This window comes from Nocardia pseudovaccinii (assembly GCF_050942345.1).
GTDB classification, from domain to species: domain Bacteria; phylum Actinomycetota; class Actinomycetes; order Mycobacteriales; family Mycobacteriaceae; genus Nocardia; species Nocardia pseudovaccinii.
The window spans coordinates 1,472,596-1,493,301 of the sequence record NZ_CP192074.1 but is presented as its reverse complement, the minus strand read 5'-3'; the positions used below and the strand labels follow the sequence as shown (position 1 = coordinate 1,493,301).

At 65.2% G+C, this 20,706-nt stretch carries 22 protein-coding genes; 14 read left to right on the top strand and 8 right to left on the bottom strand.

Going from position 1 to position 20,706, the window contains the following annotated elements; genetic code table 11:
* The first annotated feature begins 21 nt into the window (after nucleotides 1–21).
* From ACQPZ2_RS06620 to ACQPZ2_RS06595, 6 genes are all read left to right on the top strand, one after another.
* Complete coding sequence (locus ACQPZ2_RS06620; protein ID WP_040695490.1) at nucleotides 22–348, top strand: cupin domain-containing protein; 327 nt, start codon at nucleotides 22–24, stop codon at nucleotides 346–348.
* 60 nt (nucleotides 349–408) lie between these two features.
* Nucleotides 409–1,437, top strand: a complete 1,029-nt coding sequence (locus tag ACQPZ2_RS06615) for a Dyp-type peroxidase (protein WP_433524744.1) — start codon at nucleotides 409–411, stop codon at nucleotides 1,435–1,437.
* Nucleotides 1,434–2,234, top strand: coding sequence for a family 1 encapsulin nanocompartment shell protein (locus ACQPZ2_RS06610; protein ID WP_063036943.1), 801 nt, complete (start codon nucleotides 1,434–1,436; stop codon nucleotides 2,232–2,234). Before ACQPZ2_RS06615 ends, ACQPZ2_RS06610 begins: the two co-directional genes overlap by 4 nt.
* Nucleotides 2,235–2,311: 77 nt before the next feature.
* On the top strand, nucleotides 2,312–2,842 hold the full coding sequence (locus ACQPZ2_RS06605; RefSeq protein WP_433524743.1) for a hypothetical protein: 531 nt from the start codon (nucleotides 2,312–2,314) through the stop codon (nucleotides 2,840–2,842).
* Nucleotides 2,843–2,906: 64 nt separating this feature from the next.
* The gene (locus tag ACQPZ2_RS06600; protein WP_433527344.1) at nucleotides 2,907–4,532 is read left to right on the top strand and encodes a TerD family protein; all 1,626 of its coding nucleotides are present in this window, start codon (nucleotides 2,907–2,909) and stop codon (nucleotides 4,530–4,532) included.
* A gap of 28 nt (nucleotides 4,533–4,560) precedes the next feature.
* The gene (locus ACQPZ2_RS06595; protein ID WP_433524742.1) at nucleotides 4,561–5,952 is read left to right on the top strand and encodes a TerD family protein; all 1,392 of its coding nucleotides are present in this window, start codon (nucleotides 4,561–4,563) and stop codon (nucleotides 5,950–5,952) included.
* A gap of 12 nt (nucleotides 5,953–5,964) precedes the next feature.
* On the opposite strand, the gene ACQPZ2_RS06590 is transcribed toward ACQPZ2_RS06595, so the two are convergent.
* The gene (locus ACQPZ2_RS06590; protein ID WP_433524741.1) at nucleotides 5,965–6,618 is read right to left on the bottom strand and encodes a TetR/AcrR family transcriptional regulator; all 654 of its coding nucleotides are present in this window, start codon (nucleotides 6,616–6,618) and stop codon (nucleotides 5,965–5,967) included.
* Between the two features lie 232 nt (nucleotides 6,619–6,850).
* Here ACQPZ2_RS06590 and ACQPZ2_RS06585 point away from each other — a divergent pair, with 232 nt between their 5' ends.
* The 4 genes from ACQPZ2_RS06585 to ACQPZ2_RS06570 all read left to right on the top strand — a co-directional run bounded on the left by ACQPZ2_RS06585 (nucleotide 6,851) and on the right by ACQPZ2_RS06570 (nucleotide 11,889).
* On the top strand, nucleotides 6,851–8,386 hold the full coding sequence (locus ACQPZ2_RS06585) for an amino acid permease (RefSeq protein WP_433524740.1): 1,536 nt from the start codon (nucleotides 6,851–6,853) through the stop codon (nucleotides 8,384–8,386).
* A gap of 73 nt (nucleotides 8,387–8,459) precedes the next feature.
* Nucleotides 8,460–9,209 carry a DUF1989 domain-containing protein gene (locus tag ACQPZ2_RS06580; RefSeq protein WP_433524739.1) on the top strand — a complete coding sequence of 250 codons (750 nt, stop codon included), beginning with the start codon at nucleotides 8,460–8,462 and terminating at the stop codon, nucleotides 9,207–9,209.
* Nucleotides 9,206–9,826, top strand: coding sequence for an urea amidolyase associated protein UAAP2 (locus ACQPZ2_RS06575; protein WP_063036963.1), 621 nt, complete (start codon nucleotides 9,206–9,208; stop codon nucleotides 9,824–9,826). The genes ACQPZ2_RS06580 and ACQPZ2_RS06575 overlap by 4 nt, the downstream gene beginning before the upstream one ends.
* A gap of 59 nt (nucleotides 9,827–9,885) precedes the next feature.
* Nucleotides 9,886–11,889, top strand: a complete 2,004-nt coding sequence (locus ACQPZ2_RS06570; RefSeq protein WP_433527343.1) for a 5-oxoprolinase/urea amidolyase family protein — start codon at nucleotides 9,886–9,888, stop codon at nucleotides 11,887–11,889.
* A 7-nt stretch (nucleotides 11,890–11,896) separates the two neighbouring features.
* Here ACQPZ2_RS06570 and ACQPZ2_RS06565 read toward each other — a convergent pair whose 3' ends face one another.
* On the bottom strand, nucleotides 11,897–12,049 hold the full coding sequence (locus ACQPZ2_RS06565) for a hypothetical protein (protein ID WP_169814426.1): 153 nt from the start codon (nucleotides 12,047–12,049) through the stop codon (nucleotides 11,897–11,899).
* An 86-nt stretch (nucleotides 12,050–12,135) separates the two neighbouring features.
* On the bottom strand, nucleotides 12,136–13,287 hold the full coding sequence (locus ACQPZ2_RS06560; protein ID WP_433524738.1) for an epoxide hydrolase family protein: 1,152 nt from the start codon (nucleotides 13,285–13,287) through the stop codon (nucleotides 12,136–12,138).
* A gap of 63 nt (nucleotides 13,288–13,350) precedes the next feature.
* Here ACQPZ2_RS06560 and ACQPZ2_RS06555 point away from each other — a divergent pair, with 63 nt between their 5' ends.
* On the top strand, nucleotides 13,351–14,301 hold the full coding sequence (locus tag ACQPZ2_RS06555; RefSeq protein WP_433524737.1) for a helix-turn-helix transcriptional regulator: 951 nt from the start codon (nucleotides 13,351–13,353) through the stop codon (nucleotides 14,299–14,301).
* Between the two features lie 152 nt (nucleotides 14,302–14,453).
* Here ACQPZ2_RS06555 and ACQPZ2_RS06550 read toward each other — a convergent pair whose 3' ends face one another.
* On the bottom strand, nucleotides 14,454–14,927 hold the full coding sequence (locus ACQPZ2_RS06550; protein WP_063036971.1) for a MarR family winged helix-turn-helix transcriptional regulator: 474 nt from the start codon (nucleotides 14,925–14,927) through the stop codon (nucleotides 14,454–14,456).
* A 110-nt stretch (nucleotides 14,928–15,037) separates the two neighbouring features.
* Here ACQPZ2_RS06550 and ACQPZ2_RS06545 point away from each other — a divergent pair, with 110 nt between their 5' ends.
* Nucleotides 15,038–16,165, top strand: coding sequence for a GDSL-type esterase/lipase family protein (locus tag ACQPZ2_RS06545; protein ID WP_433524736.1), 1,128 nt, complete (start codon nucleotides 15,038–15,040; stop codon nucleotides 16,163–16,165).
* Between the two features lie 156 nt (nucleotides 16,166–16,321).
* On the opposite strand, the gene ACQPZ2_RS06540 is transcribed toward ACQPZ2_RS06545, so the two are convergent.
* Complete coding sequence (locus ACQPZ2_RS06540; protein WP_433524735.1) at nucleotides 16,322–16,933, bottom strand: TetR/AcrR family transcriptional regulator; 612 nt, start codon at nucleotides 16,931–16,933, stop codon at nucleotides 16,322–16,324.
* 71 nt (nucleotides 16,934–17,004) lie between these two features.
* Between ACQPZ2_RS06540 and ACQPZ2_RS06535 the strand changes: the two genes are divergently transcribed.
* A complete protein-coding gene (locus tag ACQPZ2_RS06535) occupies nucleotides 17,005–17,577 on the top strand; it encodes a peroxiredoxin-like family protein (protein WP_433524734.1) in 573 nt (190 codons plus the stop codon).
* Here ACQPZ2_RS06535 and ACQPZ2_RS06530 read toward each other — a convergent pair.
* Nucleotides 17,563–18,138 carry a Uma2 family endonuclease gene (locus tag ACQPZ2_RS06530; RefSeq protein ID WP_433524733.1) on the bottom strand — a complete coding sequence of 192 codons (576 nt, stop codon included), beginning with the start codon at nucleotides 18,136–18,138 and terminating at the stop codon, nucleotides 17,563–17,565. The genes ACQPZ2_RS06535 and ACQPZ2_RS06530 overlap by 15 nt on opposite strands.
* A gap of 169 nt (nucleotides 18,139–18,307) precedes the next feature.
* Here ACQPZ2_RS06530 and ACQPZ2_RS06525 point away from each other — a divergent pair, with 169 nt between their 5' ends.
* On the top strand, nucleotides 18,308–19,693 hold the full coding sequence (locus tag ACQPZ2_RS06525) for a serine hydrolase domain-containing protein (RefSeq protein WP_433524732.1): 1,386 nt from the start codon (nucleotides 18,308–18,310) through the stop codon (nucleotides 19,691–19,693).
* A 276-nt stretch (nucleotides 19,694–19,969) separates the two neighbouring features.
* Here the strand turns inward: ACQPZ2_RS06525 and ACQPZ2_RS06520 are convergent, their stop codons facing one another.
* Nucleotides 19,970–20,494, bottom strand: a complete 525-nt coding sequence (locus tag ACQPZ2_RS06520) for a DUF6879 family protein (protein ID WP_433524731.1) — start codon at nucleotides 20,492–20,494, stop codon at nucleotides 19,970–19,972.
* Complete coding sequence (locus tag ACQPZ2_RS06515) at nucleotides 20,463–20,672, bottom strand: hypothetical protein (protein ID WP_433524730.1); 210 nt, start codon at nucleotides 20,670–20,672, stop codon at nucleotides 20,463–20,465. The genes ACQPZ2_RS06520 and ACQPZ2_RS06515 overlap by 32 nt, the downstream gene beginning before the upstream one ends.
* Nucleotides 20,673–20,706 lie beyond the last annotated feature (34 nt).

Below are 20,706 nucleotides of genomic sequence, written 5' to 3'. Positions count from 1 at the left end.
TGCATCTGCGGAAGGTGGTCCATGGACAAGAAATCGCTGACTGCGGTCGCGCGCCAACAGCTCAAGTTGGCCAGCACCGCCACGAGCGGGCGCAGTTCGCAAACCATCTACGGCGGTCATGCCAATGCGCTGCGGCAGACCGTGGTCGGTCTGTCGGCAGGCCAGAGCCTGGCCGAACACGACAATGCGGGCGAATCCACGCTGCTGGTGCTCAGCGGCACACTGACCTTGATCAGCGGCACCAACGAGTGGAAGGGGTCGGCCGGAGACCTGCTGGTCGTGCCGAAGGCACGGCACAGCGTCAAGGCCGTGGACGATGTCGCATTCCTGCTGACGGTCGCCAAGTAGGAGCCGACGGGGCCGCACCGCGTGGCCGGTTTGCCGGAGCCGCCCTCTAGGGTGGAGCCCATGGGTGAGCCGCAGCCGATCCTCGAACCGCTCACACCGGCCGCCATCTTCCTTGTCGCCACAATCGACGAGGGTGGCGAAGCGGCGGTGCGCGACCTGCTCGCCGATCTCCCCGGATTACGTCGTTCCGTCGGTTTCCGGCTGCCCGGCGCCGGGCTCACCTGCGTCGCATCGATCGGGTCCGACGCGTGGGATCGCCTCTTCGCGGGCCCACGACCGGCCGAACTGCATGTGCTGCCCGAATTCGCCGGCGAGCACCACAGCGCGCCGACCACGCCGGGCGATCTGCTCTTCCACATCAAATCCGAATTCCAGGACGCTTGTTTCGAATTGGCGATGACGATCGGTGACCGGCTCGACGGTGCGGTCACCATCGTCGATCAGACCGTCGGGTTCCGGTATTTCGAGCAGCGCGATCTGCTCGGCTTCGTGGACGGCACGGAGAACCCGGAGGGCTCCGCGGCCTTCAGCGCGGCCTTCGTCGGCGATGAGGATCCGGACTTCACGGGCGGCAGTTATGTCATCGTGCAGAAGTACCTGCACCCCATGACCGAGTGGCGGGCGCTGTCGATCGAGGAGCAGGAGCGGGTGATCGGACGCACCAAACTCGACGATTTCGAGCTCTCCGATGCGGATAAGCCCGCGAATTCGCATGTCGCGGTGAATACCGTCACCGACGACGACGGCACCGAGCGAAAGATCCTGCGCGCCAATATGCCCTTCGGCAGCGTCAAGGACGGCGAATTCGGCACCTATTACGTCGCCTACGCGGCCACGCCGAGCATCACCGAAACCATGCTCACCCGGATGTTCATCGGAACCGAGGAGGCGGCCTATGACCGGATCCTGGACTTCTCCATCGCGGTGACCGGCACGCTGTTCTTCGCACCGCCCCTCGACTTCTTCGACGACCTCCCCGACGCACCCGAGGTCGCCGCGACAGCGCTCGCGGAATCTTTATCGCCGAATCATGTTGGCAGTAACGGTTCTCTGGGTATCGGCACGTTGAAAAGGAGCATGCAATCATGAACAACCTCCATCGCGAACTCGCGCCGATCACCGCCGAGGCATGGACAGCCATCGAGCAAGAGGCGACGCGTACCTTCAAGCGTCATATCGCTGGTCGCCGGGTGGTCGACCTGTCCGGGCCGCACGGCACCGACTACTCCGCGGTCGGCCTCGGCCGCACTACCGTCATCACCGCACCGGATGAGGGTGTGCAGGCCCGGCAGCGGGTGGTCGCGCCGCTGGTCGAATTGCGGGTGCCGTTCACGTTGTCGCGCGAGGAACTCGACGATGTCGAGCGCGGCGCGCAGGACACCGATCTGGATGCGGTGAAAGAGGCCGCGCGCAAGATCGCCTTCGCCGAGGACCGGGCCATTTTCGAGGGCTATCAGGCCGCGAATATCACCGGCATTCGGGCGAGTTCGTCCAATTCGCCGATTACGCTGCCCAGCGATCCGCGACTGGTTCCGGAGTCGGTCGCCCAGGCGTTGAGCGCGCTGCGGTTGGCGGGCGTCGACGGTCCGTATTCGGTGCTGTTGAGCGCGGACCTGTACACGGCGGTCAGCGAGACCTCCGATCACGGTCACCCGATCCGCACCCATATCGAACGCCTCATCCCGGAGGGCGAGATCATCTGGGCCCCGGCCATCGACGGTGCGTTCGTACTGACCACGCGCGGCGGCGATTTCGATCTGCAACTCGGCCAGGACCTGTCCATCGGCTACCAGACCCATGACGCGCAATCGGTGCAGCTCTACTTCCAGCAGAGTCTGCAGTTCCTCGTCTACACCGGCGAGGCGGCCGTCGCACTGGCGTCCTGATATCCGGGACCCGCCCGCATCGGGAAGCCAGCAGTAAACCGACCGGCTAGGTTGGGTGCGGTATGCAGGAGGTCGAGATGACGATGGTGCGCGCGGGTGTGGTTCCGACCGGGCGGGCAATGCTGTACGGGATCCTCGGGATCGCGGTCACCGTGTTGGTCTGCGGTGCGATCGTGACCGGATTCGGGGTCAACCGGATCTTCACCGGTCTGCTGGCCGGTGCGGTCGCCGGAATCGCGCTGCTGGTCGCGCTGTTCGGGCGCGATGTCGTCGTGCTCACCGAAGGGGCGATCTACCAGCGCACGCCGTGGCGGGAATCCAGTATCGACTGGGAGCGGGTGGTGGCCGGACGGTTCGCACTCGACGAGCGGGCCCGCTGGTCGCTGGCACTGGATCTGATCGGCGGCGACGAGCGGCACGGCGAACTCGTGCTGCTGTCCATCCCGCCGGTGCGGCGGCCGGTCGCCGGGGCGTACGACATGCGCAAACGTGAGCAGGTCAACGAGATTCGGGCCATGTTGCGGCGCAAGCGCGTGCCGGTCACGGTGCTGCCGGAGATCGCCGGTGCGCTGCAACACCATTGGCAGATCGCGCCGCCCACCCGCTGATAGCCGGGGCCCGCGGTGACCGAGACAGGGCACACCCAGGTCGTATACCTTGGCAGATGTGTCGATGATGAAGGGCGCCAACGTTGCGGTGCCGATGTCTTCAGTCCGCGTCGAGCTGGGGTGGCAGTCAGGTCCAGGGGTTCCGGATGCGGATGCGTCCGCGCTGTTACTCGTCTCCGGGAAGGTGCGGTCGGATAACGACTTCGTCTTCTACAACCAGCCGAATCATCCGTCCGGCGCGGTGCGGCACGAGGGGAAGCGGCCGGGACCGACGGTCATCGACACGTTGTCGGTGAATCTGGCTCAGGTCGAATCGCAGATCGACACGATTGTGATCGCGGCATCCGCGGATGGCGGCACGTTCGGGCAGTTCCAAGGGCTTTATGTGCGGGTGCTCGACGCGGTGAGCGGCGCGGAGGCGGCGCGGTTCGACAGTACGGGGGCGAGCACCGAGACGGCGTTCGTGCTCGGGGAGTTGTATCGACGGCAAGGGGCGTGGAAGTTCCGGGCGGTTGGTCAGGGTTATGCGACCGGGTTGGCCGGGCTGGCTACCGATTTCGGGATTTCGGTCGATGATCCGGGGGCTGGGCAGGCGCCTGCGGGTCAAGCGCAACCGGCTTACCCGACGCCCCCGTATACGTCCTCGTCCACCGCTCAGCAGCAGTACACGCCGCCCACAGCACAGCAGCAGACGCCGACGCCCGCGTCACAGCAGTTCGGGGCGCCGCCCGCGGCGCAACAATTCACGCCGCCGCCCGCGCCGCAGCAGCACGCGCCTTCGCCCGCGCAGCAGCAGTCCGTGACACCTCCGCAGTATCCGCCCGCGGCACCACCCGGGTTTCCGCCGAATCCGGGGCAGCCGTATCCGGCGAGCCCGACTTCGCAGCCCTACGCGCAGAACTCTTTTCCCCCGAACCAAACGCCGCAGCCCTATGCGTCGCCTGACCAGCAACCGCAGACTTATGCGCCGCCGAACCAACCGTCGCAGCCATATCCACCACCGACCGCGTCCAACCAATTCGCCCCGCCTGCTGCGGCTTCCGGCGCGCCGGTCGATCTCAGCAAGGTTTCGCTGACGAAGGACGCGCCGACGGTTTCGCTGACCAAGCACGGTGCGACCTCGGGCACCATGCGGGTCAACCTGAATTGGGTGACCGCGCAGACCGGCGGCGGTGGCCTGTTCGGCCGCAAGCGCGCCAACACCCTCGACCTCGATCTCTGCTGCTTCTTCGAACTGGCCGACGGCCGGATCGGATCCGTTCGCGCCCTGGACCGTTCGTTCGGCGCGCTGGATCGCCCACCGTTCATCCGGCTCGACCAGGACGACCGGACCGGCAGCAGCACGACCGGTGAGAATCTCGATATCAATCTCGACCACACCGCGCAGTTCCGCCGGATTCTGGTCTTCGCCTCGATCTACGAGGGTGCGAACAACTTCCAGGGCGTGCAGTCCACCGCCACGCTCTATCCGCTGAACTCGCCGCCGATCGAAATGATCATCAGCGGCTGCCAGGACAACTCACGCGATGTGATCCTCGCGCATATCGAGAATGTCAACGGCGAGTTGATCGTTCGTCGCGACGGCACCTTCGTCCGGCCGCCCTCGGGACATCCGGGCGGCGGTGTGCGCGAAATCGCGCGCATGTATAACTGGGGCTTCGAATTCAAAGCCACACGCGGTAAAGGCTAGGTCGTCCAAAACGATTGCGGGGGTATCTATGTCGATGATCAAGGGCGCCAATGTCGCGGTGCCGACGTCCACTGTTCAGGTCGAACTCGGCTGGCAGCCCGGGCCGGGTGTGCCCGACGCCGACGCGTCGGCACTGCTGCTCGCCGGTGGCAAGGTGCGCTCGGACAACGACTTCGTCTTCTACAACCAGCCGGGCCATCCGTCCGGCGCGGTGCGTTACGAGGGTAGGCAGCAAGGACCGACGGTGCTGGATGTGCTGTCGGTCAACCTGCCTCAGGTCGAAGCCGAGATCGAGACCGTCGTGATCGCGGCATCCGCCGACGGCGGAACCTTCGGGCAGTTCCAGGGTTTATATGTGCGACTGGTGGATTCGGCGACCGGTGCCGAACTCGCGCGCTTCGACAGCGTGGGCGCAACCACCGAAACCGCCTTCGTCCTCGGAGAACTGTATCGGCGACAGGGCAATTGGAAGTTCCGCGCAGTCGGCCAGGGATACGCCTCCGGATTAGCCGGACTGGCAACCGATTACGGAATCTCCGTCGACGAAGATCCGGCACCGCAACAGCCGATGTCGCAACAGCCCGCGCCACCGCAGCAGTTCGCGCCGCCGCAGCAGCCCGCACCGGCACAACAATTTGCAGCGCCCCAGCAGCCCGTGCCCCCACGGCAATTCACGCCACCCCAACAGCCCACGCCGCCACAGCAATTCGCACAGCCCCAGCAGCAGGTGCCGCCACAACACTTCACCCCGCCTGCGGCTCCGCCCTCAGCCCAGCAAGCACCGCCGGTCAACATGAGCAAGATCTCGCTGACCAAGGATGCCCCCGCCGTCTCGCTCACCAAGACCGGTGCCACACGCGGCATTATGCGGGTGAATCTGAACTGGTCCTCGCCTTCTGGCAAGGGCATCTTCGGTAAGCGGAAGACCGGGGATGCGCTCGACCTGGATCTTTGCTGCCTGTGGGAGCTGCAGGACGGGTCCAAGGGGACCATTCACGCGATCGGTAATTTCGGGTCGCTGGAGAATTCGCCCTACATCCTGCTCGATCAGGATGACCGCACCGGGGGCAGCGCGAGCGGTGAGAACCTCGATATCAATCTCGATCACACCACCGACTTCCGCAGGATCCTGGTGTTCGCCTCGCTGTATGAGGGTGCGCCGGACTTCCGCGGTGTGCGGGCCACCGCGACGTTGTATCCGGTGGGGGCTCCACCGATCGAAATGAGCGTCGACGGTTGTACGAATGATTCGCGGCGCATGGTGCTGGCGCTCATCGAGAACATCAATGGTGAGCTGGTGGTGCGGCGCGAGGGGGTATTCCTGCCGCGCCCGACCGATCCTTCGATCTTCCTCAATCAGGGCGTCGACCTGGCCTACGGCTGGGGCATGGAGTGGGTTGCGGCCGACGGAAAGTCCTGACGTGCGGGCGGTTCACGCCAAACGCTGGAGGAGTTCGGTGGCATCGGCGCGGAGGCCGTCCAGATCGCCGCGCCAGCCGAGCATGCGCATGATCGCGTCGGGAATGGTGCGTTCGGCGTGGGCGGGTGCGCTGCCCTCGTCCGAGCGGATATTGATCACCGTCTCCACGAGCCGGAACGGCAGGGCCTCTGCCCCATGCACGCCTGCCTCGGCAGCGACCGCCGCCGCCAAAGTTTCGTAATGCCTGCGCAATTCGTCGCGGCGCAGCCGAAAGGCGGCGAAGCGTTCGGTGCGCAATTCCGGAAGTAGGTAGAGCGCACCGAGATTCCAGTGCGACGCGCACAGTTGGCGCACGTCGAACCAGGCCAGCGCGTACAACCGGGTGTGCGCAGGCTCCGGCACCTCACGTATGCGTTCGGCGAGATCCAAGGGCCCTGCGATGGTTTCGGCGAGCAGTGCGTCGAGGATGTCGTCCTTGGCGCCGAAGTGGTGGTAGAGCGAGGCCTGCCGGATACCGACCGCATCCGCGACCGTCCGCGTCGAGGTATTGGCGTAGCCATTGGTGGTGAACAGTTCTCCGGCGGCGTCGAGGATCTCGTCGCGTGGCGTCCGACCGCGCCGGGGGCGCTGGTCGAGACGGGGACGGCCGGGACCGAGATTTGCCACGACGCCATTCTGACACCGCGCCCGATCCGGCCGACCGCCGCCATAGCGATCAGATCGGTCTGATGTTTCCAAGGCGATTGCCCAGGTGTGAGGTTTCTGTCACTCGATAGAAATCCAGGCAACGCAGAAGTTACCGGGGTTCCCGGAAGCGATACACGAGGGACACCGAAAGCGCGATCGCGAACGCAAAACTGTCATGCGATAGGTATTGGCCGCTCGCGAAGGAACCCCCATGGCCACCAAAGTCGATTCCCCCGCCCCCGTCCTCCCACCGCCCGCCAACCAGGACAATGCCGACCTGGCCGGCTTCGGCTATCAGCCGGTGCTACACCGCAAACTCGGCCGCTATGCCTCATTCGCGGCCGGATTCTCCTTCGTCTCGATCCTCACCACGATCTTCCAGTTCTTCGGCTTCGGATATTCGTTCGGCGGTGCCGCCTTCTTCTGGACCTGGCCGATCGTGTTCGCCGGACAGTTCCTGGTCGCGCTGAACTTCGCCGAACTGGCTGCGCGCTACCCGATTTCGGGCTGTATCTACCAGTGGTCGCGTCGGCTCGGCGGCGAGGTCGTCGGCTGGTTCGCCGGGTGGATGATGGTTATCGCCCAGATCGTCACGGCCGCCGCCGCCGCGATCGCGCTACAGGTGGTGCTGCCATCGATCTGGAGCGGATTCCAGATCGTCGGCGACGACACCGCGCTCACCTCGACCTCCGGCGCCACCAATGCGGTACTGCTCGGCAGCATCCTGCTGGTGCTCACCACGGTGATCAATGTGATCGGCATCGATCTGATGGCGCGGATCAATTCGATCGGCGTCACCGTGGAGATCATCGGCGTGCTGGCGATCATCGCGCTGTTCTTCACCCACACCGAGCGCGGGCCGGGCGTGGTGCTGCAAACCGATCAGGCCGCACCCGGGCCGTATTGGGCGGCGTTCCTCGTCTCCGGTCTGATGGCTGCCTATGTGATGGTTGGATTCGATTCCGCCGGAGAGCTTTCCGAGGAGACCAAGAATCCGCGGCAAGTCGCGCCGCGCACGATTCTGACCGCGCTCTCGGTCTCCGCGCTCGGCGGTGGACTGCTGCTGCTCGGTGCATTGATGGCAGCGCCGAGTCTGGATGACGGTTCGTTGGGCACCGAGGGCCTGGCCTATGTGCTCACCTCGAAGCTGGACAGCCCGGCGGGCAAGGTGCTGCTCGGATGTGTCGCGGTGGCGATCACGGTGTGCACCTTGGCAATTCAGACCGCGGGCTCGCGGTTGATGTTCTCGATGGCACGAGACGGCAAGCTTCCCTTCGCCCGTCGCCTGGCCGTGGTGCATCCGCGCTTCGGTACGCCGGTGCTGCCCGCGGTGATCATCGGCGTGCTCGGTATCGGTCTGCTGGTGCTCAATCTCGGCAATGCGGCGATCTTCGCCACCCTGGCCAGTGTCTGCATCGTGACGCTCTATCTGGCGTATCTGCTGGTCACCGTGCCGCTGCTGATGCGGCGGATCAAGGGGTGGGACAGCGGTGCTGCCGGGCTGTTCAGCCTGGGTCGCTTCGGAATTCCGATCAACGCACTCGCCGTCGTCTGGGGCATCGCGATGGCGGTGAATCTCGCATGGCCGCGGGCCGAGGTCTACACGCCGAATGGCGGTGGCTGGTGGATGCTCTGGGCCGCACCGCTTTTCGTGGTGATCGTGGTCGCCGTCGGAGTTGTCGTGCATCGGATCGTCAATGCGGGGTCAAGGACCGAAAGTCTCGAACCCGCCGCCCAGCTCGCCTGACCCTGCGCGCGGCGGTGGGTGCTGACGCCCACCGCCGCCGCACCAGTCGCCCACTACGACCTTAGGGACAACGATGACCAGCACAGCCTCCACTACCGGAGCGCGCACACATGCGAGGTCGCAAGCCGCCGCCGCAACCATTGCCGGACCTGAACTACCGGACGACGTCGCGGTGGCGAGTATCACCTTCGCACAACGCATTCCGGCCGGTGGATACGCGAATGTCGTACTCGGCCGCGGGACCAGACTGCGCTTGCGCGATCCCGACGGTGCCGCATGCGCGCACGTGTTGTTGCTGCGGGCCGACGCACCGTGGGAGCGGCTCAATGTCGCCGATACCGTGAAGGTGCCGTGGCAGGCCTATCTGGGCACCGGACATCCACTGCTCTCGGATCAGGGCCGGGTGCTGGCCACCGTCGTCACCGACAGCTCCGGTCGACACGACACCCTGTGCGGCCCAACGCCCGAAGGCCGTGCGCTGCTGCGCCTCGCGGGGGCCAAGCAGGGACTCGAGCCACGGGATATCGGGCCGACCGTGTCCTTCTTCCGCGGTGCGCGTGTCGAATCCAATGGTGCGCTGACCGCCACCGGTAGTGCGGGCCCGGGGTCCTCGGTCGACCTGCTCATCCATCTGCCGGTGGTACTGCTCATCGCCGACACCGCACACCCGCTCGATGACCGGCCCGCGACGGATCTCGACCTCGTCGCCTGGTCTGCACCGGAAGAGCTTGCCGTACAGCACAATTCCGATCCCGAGTATCTGCGGGCCGTGGAAAACACCGAACAGGCCTGGACGGCCGCGACTCTGGAGGTAGGGGCATGATCTCGGCACCGGCCCGCACCATCGTGCTCGACGAAACCGTGCCCGCCTGCGCGCCGTGGTCGACCGTGGTCCGCGCGGGCGACCAGCTCGAAATCATCGACCTGCACGGAAATCAGGCGGTGGACTGCCTGCTGTATTCGGCGGCCGACCACACCGACCGCTACAGCGCGCAGGCCACCATTACCGCACAGCGCAATATATTCCTCGGCACAGGCAGCGTGCTGCGCACCGACGCGGGCACCGCGCTGATGACCGTGCTCGTCGACGAGGTCGGCAACCACGACACCATCGCGGGCGCCTGCTCCCAGGAGTCCAACACGCTGCGTTACGGCCATCACACCCGCCACCAGCACGCCTGTGTGGAGAACTTCCTCACCGAGGCGTTGAAATGGGGACTGGGCAAACGGGATCTGGTGTCGAATATCAACTGGTTCATGAATGTCCCGGTCGAGGCCGATGGCACCCTCGGCATTGTCGACGGATTGTCGGCGCCGGGAAAGAAGGTCACGCTGCGCGCCGAGATCGACACGTTGGTGCTGGTGTCGAATTGCCCGCAGATCAATAACCCCTGCAACGGCTTCGATCCCACGCCCGTGCGGATGGTGGTGACCCGATGACCGTCGCCGACCTAGTGGTTGTCGCGCAGAGCGAAGTTGCGAGCCCCGCCCAGGATGCGATGCCGATCGACGGTACGCCTACCGTCGATCCAGAGCAGTCGGCGCAGGTGGTACGGCCGGGAATGCTTACCACGGTGCAGGATTGGCCGGGGCGAATCGGATATTGGCACGTCGGCGTTCCGCCCTCGGGGCCGATGGACGATCTGTCGTTCCGGCTCGGCAACCGTGTGCTCGGCAATCCGGAGGGTGCGGCGGGCCTCGAGTGCACACTCGGCGGTCCCGCGCTGAAGTTTTCCGCGCCGACCTGGGTGTGTGTCACCGGCGCACCGACCGATGTCACCGTGAACGGGACTCGCGTGCAGCAGTGGCGAACGGTGCTGGTCCCGGAGGATGGAATTCTCGATATCGGTGCGATAAGCGGGCCGGGCATGCGCTGCTATGTGCTGATCGCGGGTGGTATCCAACTGCCCGGATATCTGGGCAGCGCAGCCACATTCACCCTCGGAAAGTTCGGCGGCAGCGCGGGTAACACGTTGCGTACCGGTGAAATACTGCCGCTCGGCACGCATCAGGGCCGGGTGGCGGCCGCAGTGCCGATGGAGGAGCAGCCGGTCCTGTCCCGGCGGTGGGAATTGGCCGTCACCGAAGGTCCGCACGGCGCACCGGAGTTCTTCAGCCGTAGTGACTTCGACACGATTATCGGCACCGACTACGAGGTGCATTTCAATTCCGATCGCACCGGAGTCCGATTGATCGGCCCGAAACCCGAATGGGCCAGAACCGATGGCGGCGAAGCCGGACTGCACCCGTCCAATATCCACGACACCCCGTATTCGGTTGGAGCGCTGGACTTCACCGGCGATACGCCGATCCTGCTCGGCCCCGACGGACCCAGCCTAGGCGGTTTCGTCTGCCCGGTGACGGTGGTCGCCGCCGACCGATGGAAACTCGGTCAGCTCGCCCCCGGCGATGCCGTACGCTTCGTCCCGATCCGCAGCGATCGCGCCGCCTCGGTTCGCGAACTCGGTCCCGCCAGGCGCGCCGCGTGGCCCACGGTCCTCTCCCCCGGCGGCGACGGCGATGACGGTGTGCTGCGCCGTACCGATGTCGACGACGAGACCGGGGTGACCTACCGCCGTCAGGGAGATGACGGCGTCCTCGTCGAATATGGCGCCATGACACTGGATCTCGGGCTGCGTGCCCGCGTGCACGCCTTGCACCAGCACCTGCTCGAGATCGGTGTGCGCGGCGTGACGGAGCTGACGCCGGGTGTCCGTTCGCTGCAGATCCGCGTCGATCCGGCGGTCATGCCGGTCGCGACGCTGCTCGATCTGCTCACCGAGGCCGAACAGCACATCCCAGCTTCCGACCAGCTCGTGGTGCCGAGCCGCACCGTGCACCTGCCGCTGTCCTGGGACGATCCAGCCACGCGGGAGGCGATCACCCGCTATATGCACGGCGTGCGCGCGGACGCGCCTTGGTGCCCGTGGAATATCGAATTCATCCGGCGCATGAACGGATTGGCTTCGGTGCAGGACGTCTACGACACCGTCTTCGGGGCCGAATACCTGGTCCTCGGTCTCGGCGACGTCTATCTCGGCGCACCGGTCGCCACCCCGACCGACCCACGCCACCGGCTCGTCACCACGAAGTACAATCCGGCCCGCACCTGGACTCCCGAGAATGCCGTCGGCATCGGCGGCGCGTACCTGTGTATCTACGGGATGGAAGGCCCCGGCGGCTACCAATTCGTCGGCCGCACAACCCAAGTCTGGAACCACCGCCACCCCGGCACCGTGAGCGACGAATCTCCTTGGCTGCTACGCTATTTCGACCGAATCCACTGGTATCCGGTCGAGGCCGATGAACTCCTCGACCTGCGCGGCGATTTCGCGGCGGGCAAGATCCAGGTGCGGGCCGAGGACGGTGAGTTCGCGCTCGCCGACTATCGGAAGTTCCTCGCCGACAATGCCGAATCCATCGACGAATTCCGCGCGGTCCAAGCCGAAGCTTTTGCCGCCGAACGCGACTCTTGGCGGCAGGCAGGTGAACTCACCGCCTGATCACGCGTTACCAGCCGAAGAGCTCCGCCATATCGATGGACTCGTCATCCCAGAGTTCCTCGATATGGCGTCGTTCGGCCTCCGGCAGACCCGGTGACCAGCCGCAGCTCCGCCAGAAGTCTTCCCGATGTTGCTGAGTAATCCGTCTCGGCTCACTCATGGCGCTCACCTCTGCATTGCCACCGTCGTGCTGCCATTGATTGTGAGCCTGCTCCGGCCGCGACATGCCGGAACAGGCCCAACTTTTCAGCGCAGGTCGCGGAAGAACTCGCGAATATCGTTCGTCAGCAATACCGGTTCCTCCAGGGCCGCGAAATGCCCGCCGTGATCCACATCGTTCCAGCGGGTGATGGTGCTCTCGGCTTCGGTGTAACGGCGAATGGCGACGTCATGGGCCAGAACCAGGCCTGCGGTCGGCACACCGGAGTTCGGCTTGGGCGCGCCCCAGGTGCCTGCCTGTGCATAGACGACGTAGGCAGCCGAGCCCGCGGTGCCGGTGAGCCAGTACAGCATCACATTGGTCAGCAGCCGGTCGCGATCAATGATCTTGTCCGGGTCGACATTTCGCGGAAACGTCCATTCCCGGAACTTGTCCATGATCCAGGCGAGTTGGCCGACCGGTGAGTCCACCAGCCCGTACGCCACGGTCTGCGGGCGGGTCGACTGAATCGCGATATAGCCGTACTCCTCGCGCATGAATGCCTCGATGCGCCGGATCCGGTCGCGTTCGAGATCGGTCAGACTCGCCAACTCTTCCTCATCGAGTTGCTGTGTGTTGATCGGTCCGGGACCGTTGACGTGCACGCCGACAACACGATCCGGTGCGACTCGCCCGACCTGCGGGCTCACCGCGGCGCCGACGTCGCCACCCTGGGTGCCGTAGCGTTCGTAGCCGAGCCTGCGCATCAGCTCCGCCCAGGCCGCGCCGATGTGCTCGGTCGTCCAGCCGCTCTCGGCGACCGGACCCGAGAATCCGATACCCGGCAACGATGGAATGACCAGGTGGAAGGCGTCGGCGGGATCGCCGCCGTGGGCGCGCGGGTCGGTGAGCGGTCCGATCACGTCGAGGAATTCGACGACCGAACCGGGCCAGCCGTGCGTAACCAACAGCGGCATGGCATCGGGCTCGGGCGAACGGACGTGCAGGAAGTGGATGCGCTGCCCGTCGATCTCGGTGGTGAATTGCGGATAGGTGTTGAGCTGGGCCTCGGCGGCGCGCCAGTCGTAGCCGGTGCGCCAGTAGTCGACCAGTTCACGCAGCCAGGTGGTCGGCACGCCGGTATCCCAGCCGTCGCCGGGCAGCGGTGCGGGCCAGCGCGCATTGTCGAGACGATTGCGCAGGTCATCGAGCTGCTGCTGGGGGATTTCGATGCGGAACGGGGTGAGTTCTGTGCTCATGAGAACAACGCTACGACGCACCTAGGACAGCTCCGGCCCTAGGTTTGCGGCAGACTTTCAGCCATGTTGGAAACCTCCGCGCGCCTGCTGCGATTGCTGTCGTTGCTACAGACGCCTCGCGACTGGACCGGCACCGAACTCGCCGAACGCCTCGAGGTCGATGTGCGCACGGTGCGCCGCGATATCGATAAGTTGCGCAATCTCGGCTATCCGGTGGACGCGACCGCCGGTGTGGCGGGGTACCGCCTCGGGGCGGGCGCGAAACTGCCGCCGCTGCTGCTCGACGACGATGAGGCGGTCGCGGTCGCCGTCGGGCTGCGCACCGCGGCGGGCGGCACCATCGCGGGCATCGCGGACAGCTCTTTGCGCGCGCTCACCAAACTCGAGCAGGTACTGCCGTCGAGGCTGCGGCATCGAGTCAGCCTGCTCCAATCGGTCACCGTCACAGTGCCTTCCGCGGGACCCACCGTCGATCCCGACGTGCTGACCGCAATCGCAGGCGCCATCCGCGATAATCACCGTCTGCGCTTCGACTACCGAACCCACAGCGACACAACATCATTGCGCACCGCCGAACCACATCGCCTGGTACACACCGGCCGACACTGGTACCTCATCGGCTGGGATGTCGACCGCGCGGACTGGCGTACCTATCGGGTCGACCGCCTGCACCCCCGCATACCCACCGGCCCCCGCTTCACCCCGCGCGAGCCACCCGAAACCGACCTCGCCCACTACGTCACCAGTGGCACAACGACTTCCCCTTACCGCTATGTCGCCCGCGTCACCCTGTACGTACCCGCCCAAGTCGCCGCAGAACGCATTGCCCCGACAGTCGGCGTCATCGAGGCCATCGACGACCGGACCTGCCTACTCCGCACCGGCTCCAACTCCTTGGACGAACTCGCCATCTACATAGCGACTTTCGGCTTCGACTGCCGAATCCACGAACCCCCCGAACTGATTGCCCACGTCCACGAACTCACCAATCGCCTTACCGCGGCGATCGAGTAGCGGTCACACGGCGACAGCCTCGATCCCACAACCGCACCTGGCACGGCGAGTCCGGCCACCTCGGCGACGGTGATCGCGGGCGGATTCGACCGCTGCCACCGCACTTCGCCGAATGCCGGGATTCCGCCCTGGAGCGGCTGGCCGCGCGGTGTTCAGTCGGGTTCGCGGGCAGTGGCTTCCGGACTCACCTGATCGCGAATCGTGCGCAGACCGCCGACGAAGGCATCGAGTTGGTCGGGGGGCAGCAGACCGGTGAACCAGCGCTCGATGACCTCGAGGTAGTCCGGGAGTACGCGGGCCAAGCGGGTCGCACCGGCGGCGGTGAGGACCGCGTAGGAGCTGCGGCGGTCGACCGAGTCGAGCTCGCGGCGCACGAAACCGTTGCGCTGCAGGCGGTCGACCAGCCGGGTGACGCCGCTGGTGGACAGGTTGGTCTGGGCGGCGAGATCGGTCATGCGCAGGCGACGCTCCGGTGAACGGCTCAAGCGCATCAGTGCGTTGACATCGAGGCCGGACAGACCGTGTTTCTTCCAGGTCGGTTCCAGTTTTCGGGTCAGACCGTCGTACGCCTCGTACAGCAGGCCCATGGTGGTGAGCCTGGGATCGTCGAAGAGTTCTGCGTCCACGGGAGCGAGCTTAGCCGAGATAGTTGCGGCGGGGATAGTTGACATGCGGAACATATGCGCTAGATTGTTGTCATCGCAATATTCCTCACCGCAACTAAATGGAGATTCCGATGACTACCTCTTCGCGCTGGGTCGCGGGCTTCCGTTCCACGCTGGTCGACCCCACCGAGCGGATTCGTTTGGCCGAGCCGCGCGGCTTCGCCGATGAGACGGTGCGCCAGGTGTTGCACCTGGTCGGGGGCGGCGAGCAGCTGCGGGTGCGGCTGACGAACCGCTATGGTGCGACGCCGGTGACCATCGGCGCGGCACGGATCGCGGTGCGCAAGTCCGGGGCGGAGATCGTCGCGGAGACCGATACCGAGCTGCGTTTCGACGGCGAGGTTTCAGCGACCCTTCCGGCGGGCGCCGATCTCGTCAGCGACCCGGTCGATTTCGCGACGACGGCGGGTACGGATCTGGCGCTGAGTATCTACTTGCCGGAAGAGACTGGCCTGGCACCCTTTTCGCACCTGCCGATGGAATCCGGTTTCGTGGCCGCTGGTGACCAGGTCGCCGCACTCGCGCTATCCGAAGCCGGGGAGACGACCTCGCGCTTCTATGTGACCGGTGTCGACGTGCTCACCACGACGAATGGCCCGATCGTTGTCGCATTCGGCGACTCCTGGTTCGAAGGGGTCGGATCGACCCTGGGCGCGAACCATCGTTCGGTCGACGTTCTCAATGAACGTCTCACCAGCGGTTGGGTTCTCAATCAGGGCATCGGCGGGACCCGTTTGCTGACCGACCAGATCGGCGAACACGGACTGGCCCGTTTCGACCGCGATGTGCTCGAAGTTCCCGGCGTGACCCATGTCGTCCTGAACTTCGGCATCAACGACCTGATCCTCGACAACAGCACATCATCTGCCGAGGCACTCATTGACGGTTATACGGAATTGGCCGGACGTGCGCGTGCGGCGGGACTTGCGGTGTACGCCAACACCATCGGCCCCTTCGCAGGCGTCATCTATCCGGACCTCAATGTCGCCGAGGGGCGGGTGGTACGCCGTGCGGTCAACGAATGGCTCCGCACCACCCGTATTTTCGATGCCGTGTTCGATGTGGCTGCCGCTGTCGAAGATCCGAATGATCCCGACTTCATTCGATCCGATCTGGACAGTGGCGACGGTCTGCATCTGAACGATGCGGGTCACCGCATCATGGGGGCGACCATGTCCATTCCAGGGCTTACCAACTAGCTGGTCTCGATTTTCCGGCGCAAGCCCGCTTCCGGCGTTCGAGATGATCGAGCACGCGAGAAGTGTTTACGACCTCATCGAGAGCACTCGGACTCCGCAAGACTAGTTCCCCGCCCAACGACGGAGATACGCCGCCCTGGTGGCACTAGCCGAGGTTCAGCGGGCCAGGCCGCGCAGGACGGTTTCGAGGCCGAGGCGGAATTCGGTGTCGGCATCTATATTTCGGGCTTCAGTGGCGGTTTGGACGAGTAGCGGATAGTCGGCGGGCATGAGTTGGGTCATCGCGGCGGTGCCCGCGCCGGAGAGTGGGCCGTAGTGCTCGTTCTGGAGATGGCCGAGCAGGAAGGCCATGAGGGTGCGTTGGGCCAGGACTCGGCCGATCCCGGTGAAGCCCGCATCGGTGAGGACGGTCAGCATTGCCTCGATCCAGCGCAGGCTGTTGGGGGCGGACTGGCGGTGGCGTACGACCAGCGGGATCGCGGCCGGGTGGGCGGATACCGTCGTGCGCATGCGGTCGAGGAGGGCCGCGATGCGGTCGCGCCAGTCCGGGTCGGCCGGTGGCGTGAGGTCGATATCGGCCAGGAGATGGTCGACGACCAGCATCTCGAGTTCGTCGCGGTCGGCGACGTAGCGGTAGAGGCCCATGGTGGCGATGCGGAGTTCCTTCGCGACCGCGCGCATGGTGAGGCCGGACAGACCGTCGCGGTCGAGCACCGCGACGGCGGCGGCCGCGATGGCGGGGCTGGTCAGCGAGCGAGGCCGGGGCACGGGTTGACAGCGTACAAGGTACGCGCATACTTGTCGTAGGCGTACGTCGTACACCTACGAAGGGAGTTTTCATGCCAATGCCGACTACGGTGCCCGCCCGAGAACTGGTCACCATCGCCGACAGCACAATTCGGATTCCGGACCAGGATTGCCTGATCCACCTGCAGTTCCGCCGCTTCGCCGGCTGCCCGATCTGCAACCTGCACCTGCGCTCGTTCGCGGTCCGGCACGCCGAAATCCTCGCCGCCGATATCCGCGAGGTCGTCGTATTCCATTCCAGCGCAGCCGAATTGCGCACATATGAAGGCGACCTCCCCTTCGACCTGATTGCCGACCCGACCCGGACCCTCTACCGAGAATTCGGCATCGAAGCCAAACCCCGCGCCCTGCTCGACCCCCGCGCCTGGCCCGCCATAATCCGCGGCGTCACCACCGCGACCATGGCCGTCCTCCGCAAGGAAAAGCCCGCTCCCCCATCGGAACCCGAAGGCGGCCGCCTAGGCCTACCGGGCGATTTCCTCATTGCCCCCGACGGACGTGTGCTCGCGAGCAAACTCGGTGTGCACGCCGATGACCAATGGTCGGTCGATGAACTGCTCGCCCACGTACCCGCCCGTGACAAGTCCGGCTCAGGGCATCAGTGAAGCCGGATCCACGGTGAATTCGAAGGGACTGCGCAGGGTGGCGGTATCTCCGGCCGCCACCCGGTGCGTCCGCTCGTAGGTGTCGTCCGCACCGAGGGCGTGTGCGAACAGGATCGGCAACTTTTCGTCGGGGAGCTGACCTTTGAACGGATTGATCTCGACGCGCCAGTAGTTGGGGATTCCGGCTGCGGCATAGAGCACGGGCTTGACCATGCGGTCCTGCAGCGTCGTCGATTTGGAGACGACTTCGACGACCAGTTTCACCTGTTCGACAGGGACGCCGCGGTCGTCCCAGTCGATCGGGCCGGTCGCCACCATCAGGTCGGGAATGGGCTCGTCGTCGCCGATCAGTACGCCGACGCCTTCCAATACGACGTATCCAGGCGGCAGCACGTCGTCGAGAGCGCGCATAAGCCATTTGATCAGCCACTGATGCCGTGGCTTGGGCGCAGCGTTCACGACGAGCTGGCCATTCAGCACCTCGTACCGTAATCCGTCTTCGGGAATGTGATCGAGGTCAGCGGCCGCCCAATGGTCGGACCGAGGAGTGGGCATTGCCATTGGAACCACCTCCAACCTCGTCGAACGGGAGCGAACGATGTCCGCTCAGTCCGTCCGAGTCTAGCCCGAGCAGCTCGTGTCAGCGGCGTGTCAGTGGGGGTGGGCATGGTTCTGACAGGCCGCACGGGGGACTTCCCCGGGGTGGCGGACAGGACGAAAGGGTTGGACGATGACTGACGTTGAGCTGGGGGAATTCGTTGCGGGGATGGCGGCGAAGTTCGGGGTGCCGGGGGCTGCGGCGGGGGTTTGGGTTGATGGGCGGGAGGTTTTCGCTGCGCATGGGGTGACGAGTATCGAGAATCCGGTGCCGGTGGATCGGGACACGATGTTCGTGTTGGGGTCGGTGAGTAAGACGTTCACCGCGACGGCGGTGATGCGGCTGGTCGCGGAGGGCAAGGTCGAGTTGGATGCGCCGGTGCGGCGGTATGTGCCGGAGTTGATGCTCGGCGATGAGTCGGCAGCGGCGGAGATGACGGTGTTCAATCTGCTCAATCACACTGCGGGGCTTGGGATTCGGCTGATCATCGAGACCGGAGATGGAGATGACGCGCTGGCCGAGTATGTGGCGCGACTGAACGAGTTGGATCAGATTGGGCCGGTCGGTGCACGCGCCTCTTATTCGCAGGCCGGGTACAACCTGCTCGGGCGGGTCATCGAGAAGGTCACCGGGCTGACCTTCGAAAAGGCGGTCGCGCGGTTATTGCTCGACCCGATCGGGCTGTCGCACAGTCGGTATCTGTTGAGCGCGATCATGACTCAGCGTTTCGCGGTCGGACACAATCGCGGTGCGGACGGCGTGCTGTCGGTCGCAAGCCAGTGGAAGGACACCCGCGCCAATAATCCGGGCGGTGGCATCGTCTCCTCGGTCGCCGACCAATTACGGTGGGCGCGTTTTCAACTCGGTGACGGCCACACCGAAAGCGGTGAACGCGTGGTGCCCGCCGAGGTGTTGACCCGGATGAAGGAGCAGACCGTCGAGTTGCACGGTAGCTCGCTCGGCGACGCCTTCGGCATCTGCTGGTTCCTGCGCGCCGTGGACGGTGTGCGAGTCGCCGCCCACGGTGGATCGTCCAACGGCCAATTCGCCGAACTCGTCACCGTGCCGGAACGGAATTTCGCCATCACCGTCATGTCCAACGCGGGCCCGGATGACGGCATCCAGTTCAACCAGGCCGTGGTGCGGTGGGCGCTCGAGCACTACCTCGGCGTGATCGACAAGGATCCCGAACCCCTCCCCTTCGATCCGGCACGCGCCGAGGAGATCATCGGCGACTACGAAATCGACGCCATGATCCTCACCATCGGCACCGATGAGACCGGGCTGACGGTCGCCTGCGGGATCAAACCGGACGTCCGTGCGGCCTCGGAAATCGAACTGCCCCCGGACCTTCCGGCGGCCGGTCTCGGGCTGCTGCCCGGCGACCGCGACGAATACGTTGTCACCAGTGGCGGTCTGCAGGGGCAGCGCGGTTTCTTTACCCGCGACGAGAGTGGCCGCATCGTGGGCGCCGATATGGCTGGTCGGATGTTCAACCGGGTCTCGGTCACGGCCTGATACGCAAAACGAGCGATAGCCGTTGCCCAGTGCGGCAACGGCTGTCACGCGCCGAGCAAGCCGCATAACCGGCACGGCCTGGCGAGTGAAGAGCGATTACGATGCTCCGTCGAAGGCATCCACAGTGGTATTCAAGAGTGGGCACAACTCCAGACGGCGCACTAAAGCCCGTCAGACGGCTATCGAGCCCGCCTTTCGAGCGCCTTCCGGATGAGTTCCCGGGCTGCCTCACCTGTAACTGATTGACCGGCAAGCACAGGCCATGAACGCCGTTGCTCACCTCCGGATGTCTACCGCGTACTCGGTGTACGGCGTAGCTAGCTGCCACAAGCGCTCTTTCACCTGTCGGCACTGGTCGGCAATCCTCGGGTCGGTGGTCAGAGCTGACGCCCCGGCCGCACGTCCGTTCTCGTCGACGAGGTTGAACACCACCCGTTCGTCATCCAACAGCCAGAAATCATCAACGGGCACGTCTCCGGCGAGATGCCGGGGAAGGTACCTGATCTCTTCACCCGCTTCGGTATTCAGCGCTGTCAGCGCTAGCAACCATCGCTGGTAGTCCACGTGAGGCAATGTGACAACCCGGACACGGGTCACACGCACACCCCGGCCGGTTGTTGCCCGTACAAGCTGCCCCCACGGTTCGAACCATGCGTTGTCGTCCGGCTCCCCATCAAGAAACCGGCGCAGCGGTTCCGACTCGTTCGGCACTGCGTAGGTGTCTCTGACTTCGAGGTGGAACGCTTCTCGTTGGCACTGCCCGAAGAGGTCAGGCCACGGATTGCCCTGAAGCAGCTGCACCGTAGAACGTCCTTTCTGCCTTCGGAACCTCGATAGCGGTTTCGTAGGTCTCCATCGTCATCTTGCCCAGCGTTTCACGGTCCGTGATCGGGCTACCGGACACAAGGAACGTGCCTCGGCCCGAATCGGTCAAGGTCGCATCGATGAACGTGTCCGGCTCGAGGAATCCCAACAGCAAGTGCGGAATCTCAACCGTTTCCGTTTACACCGGG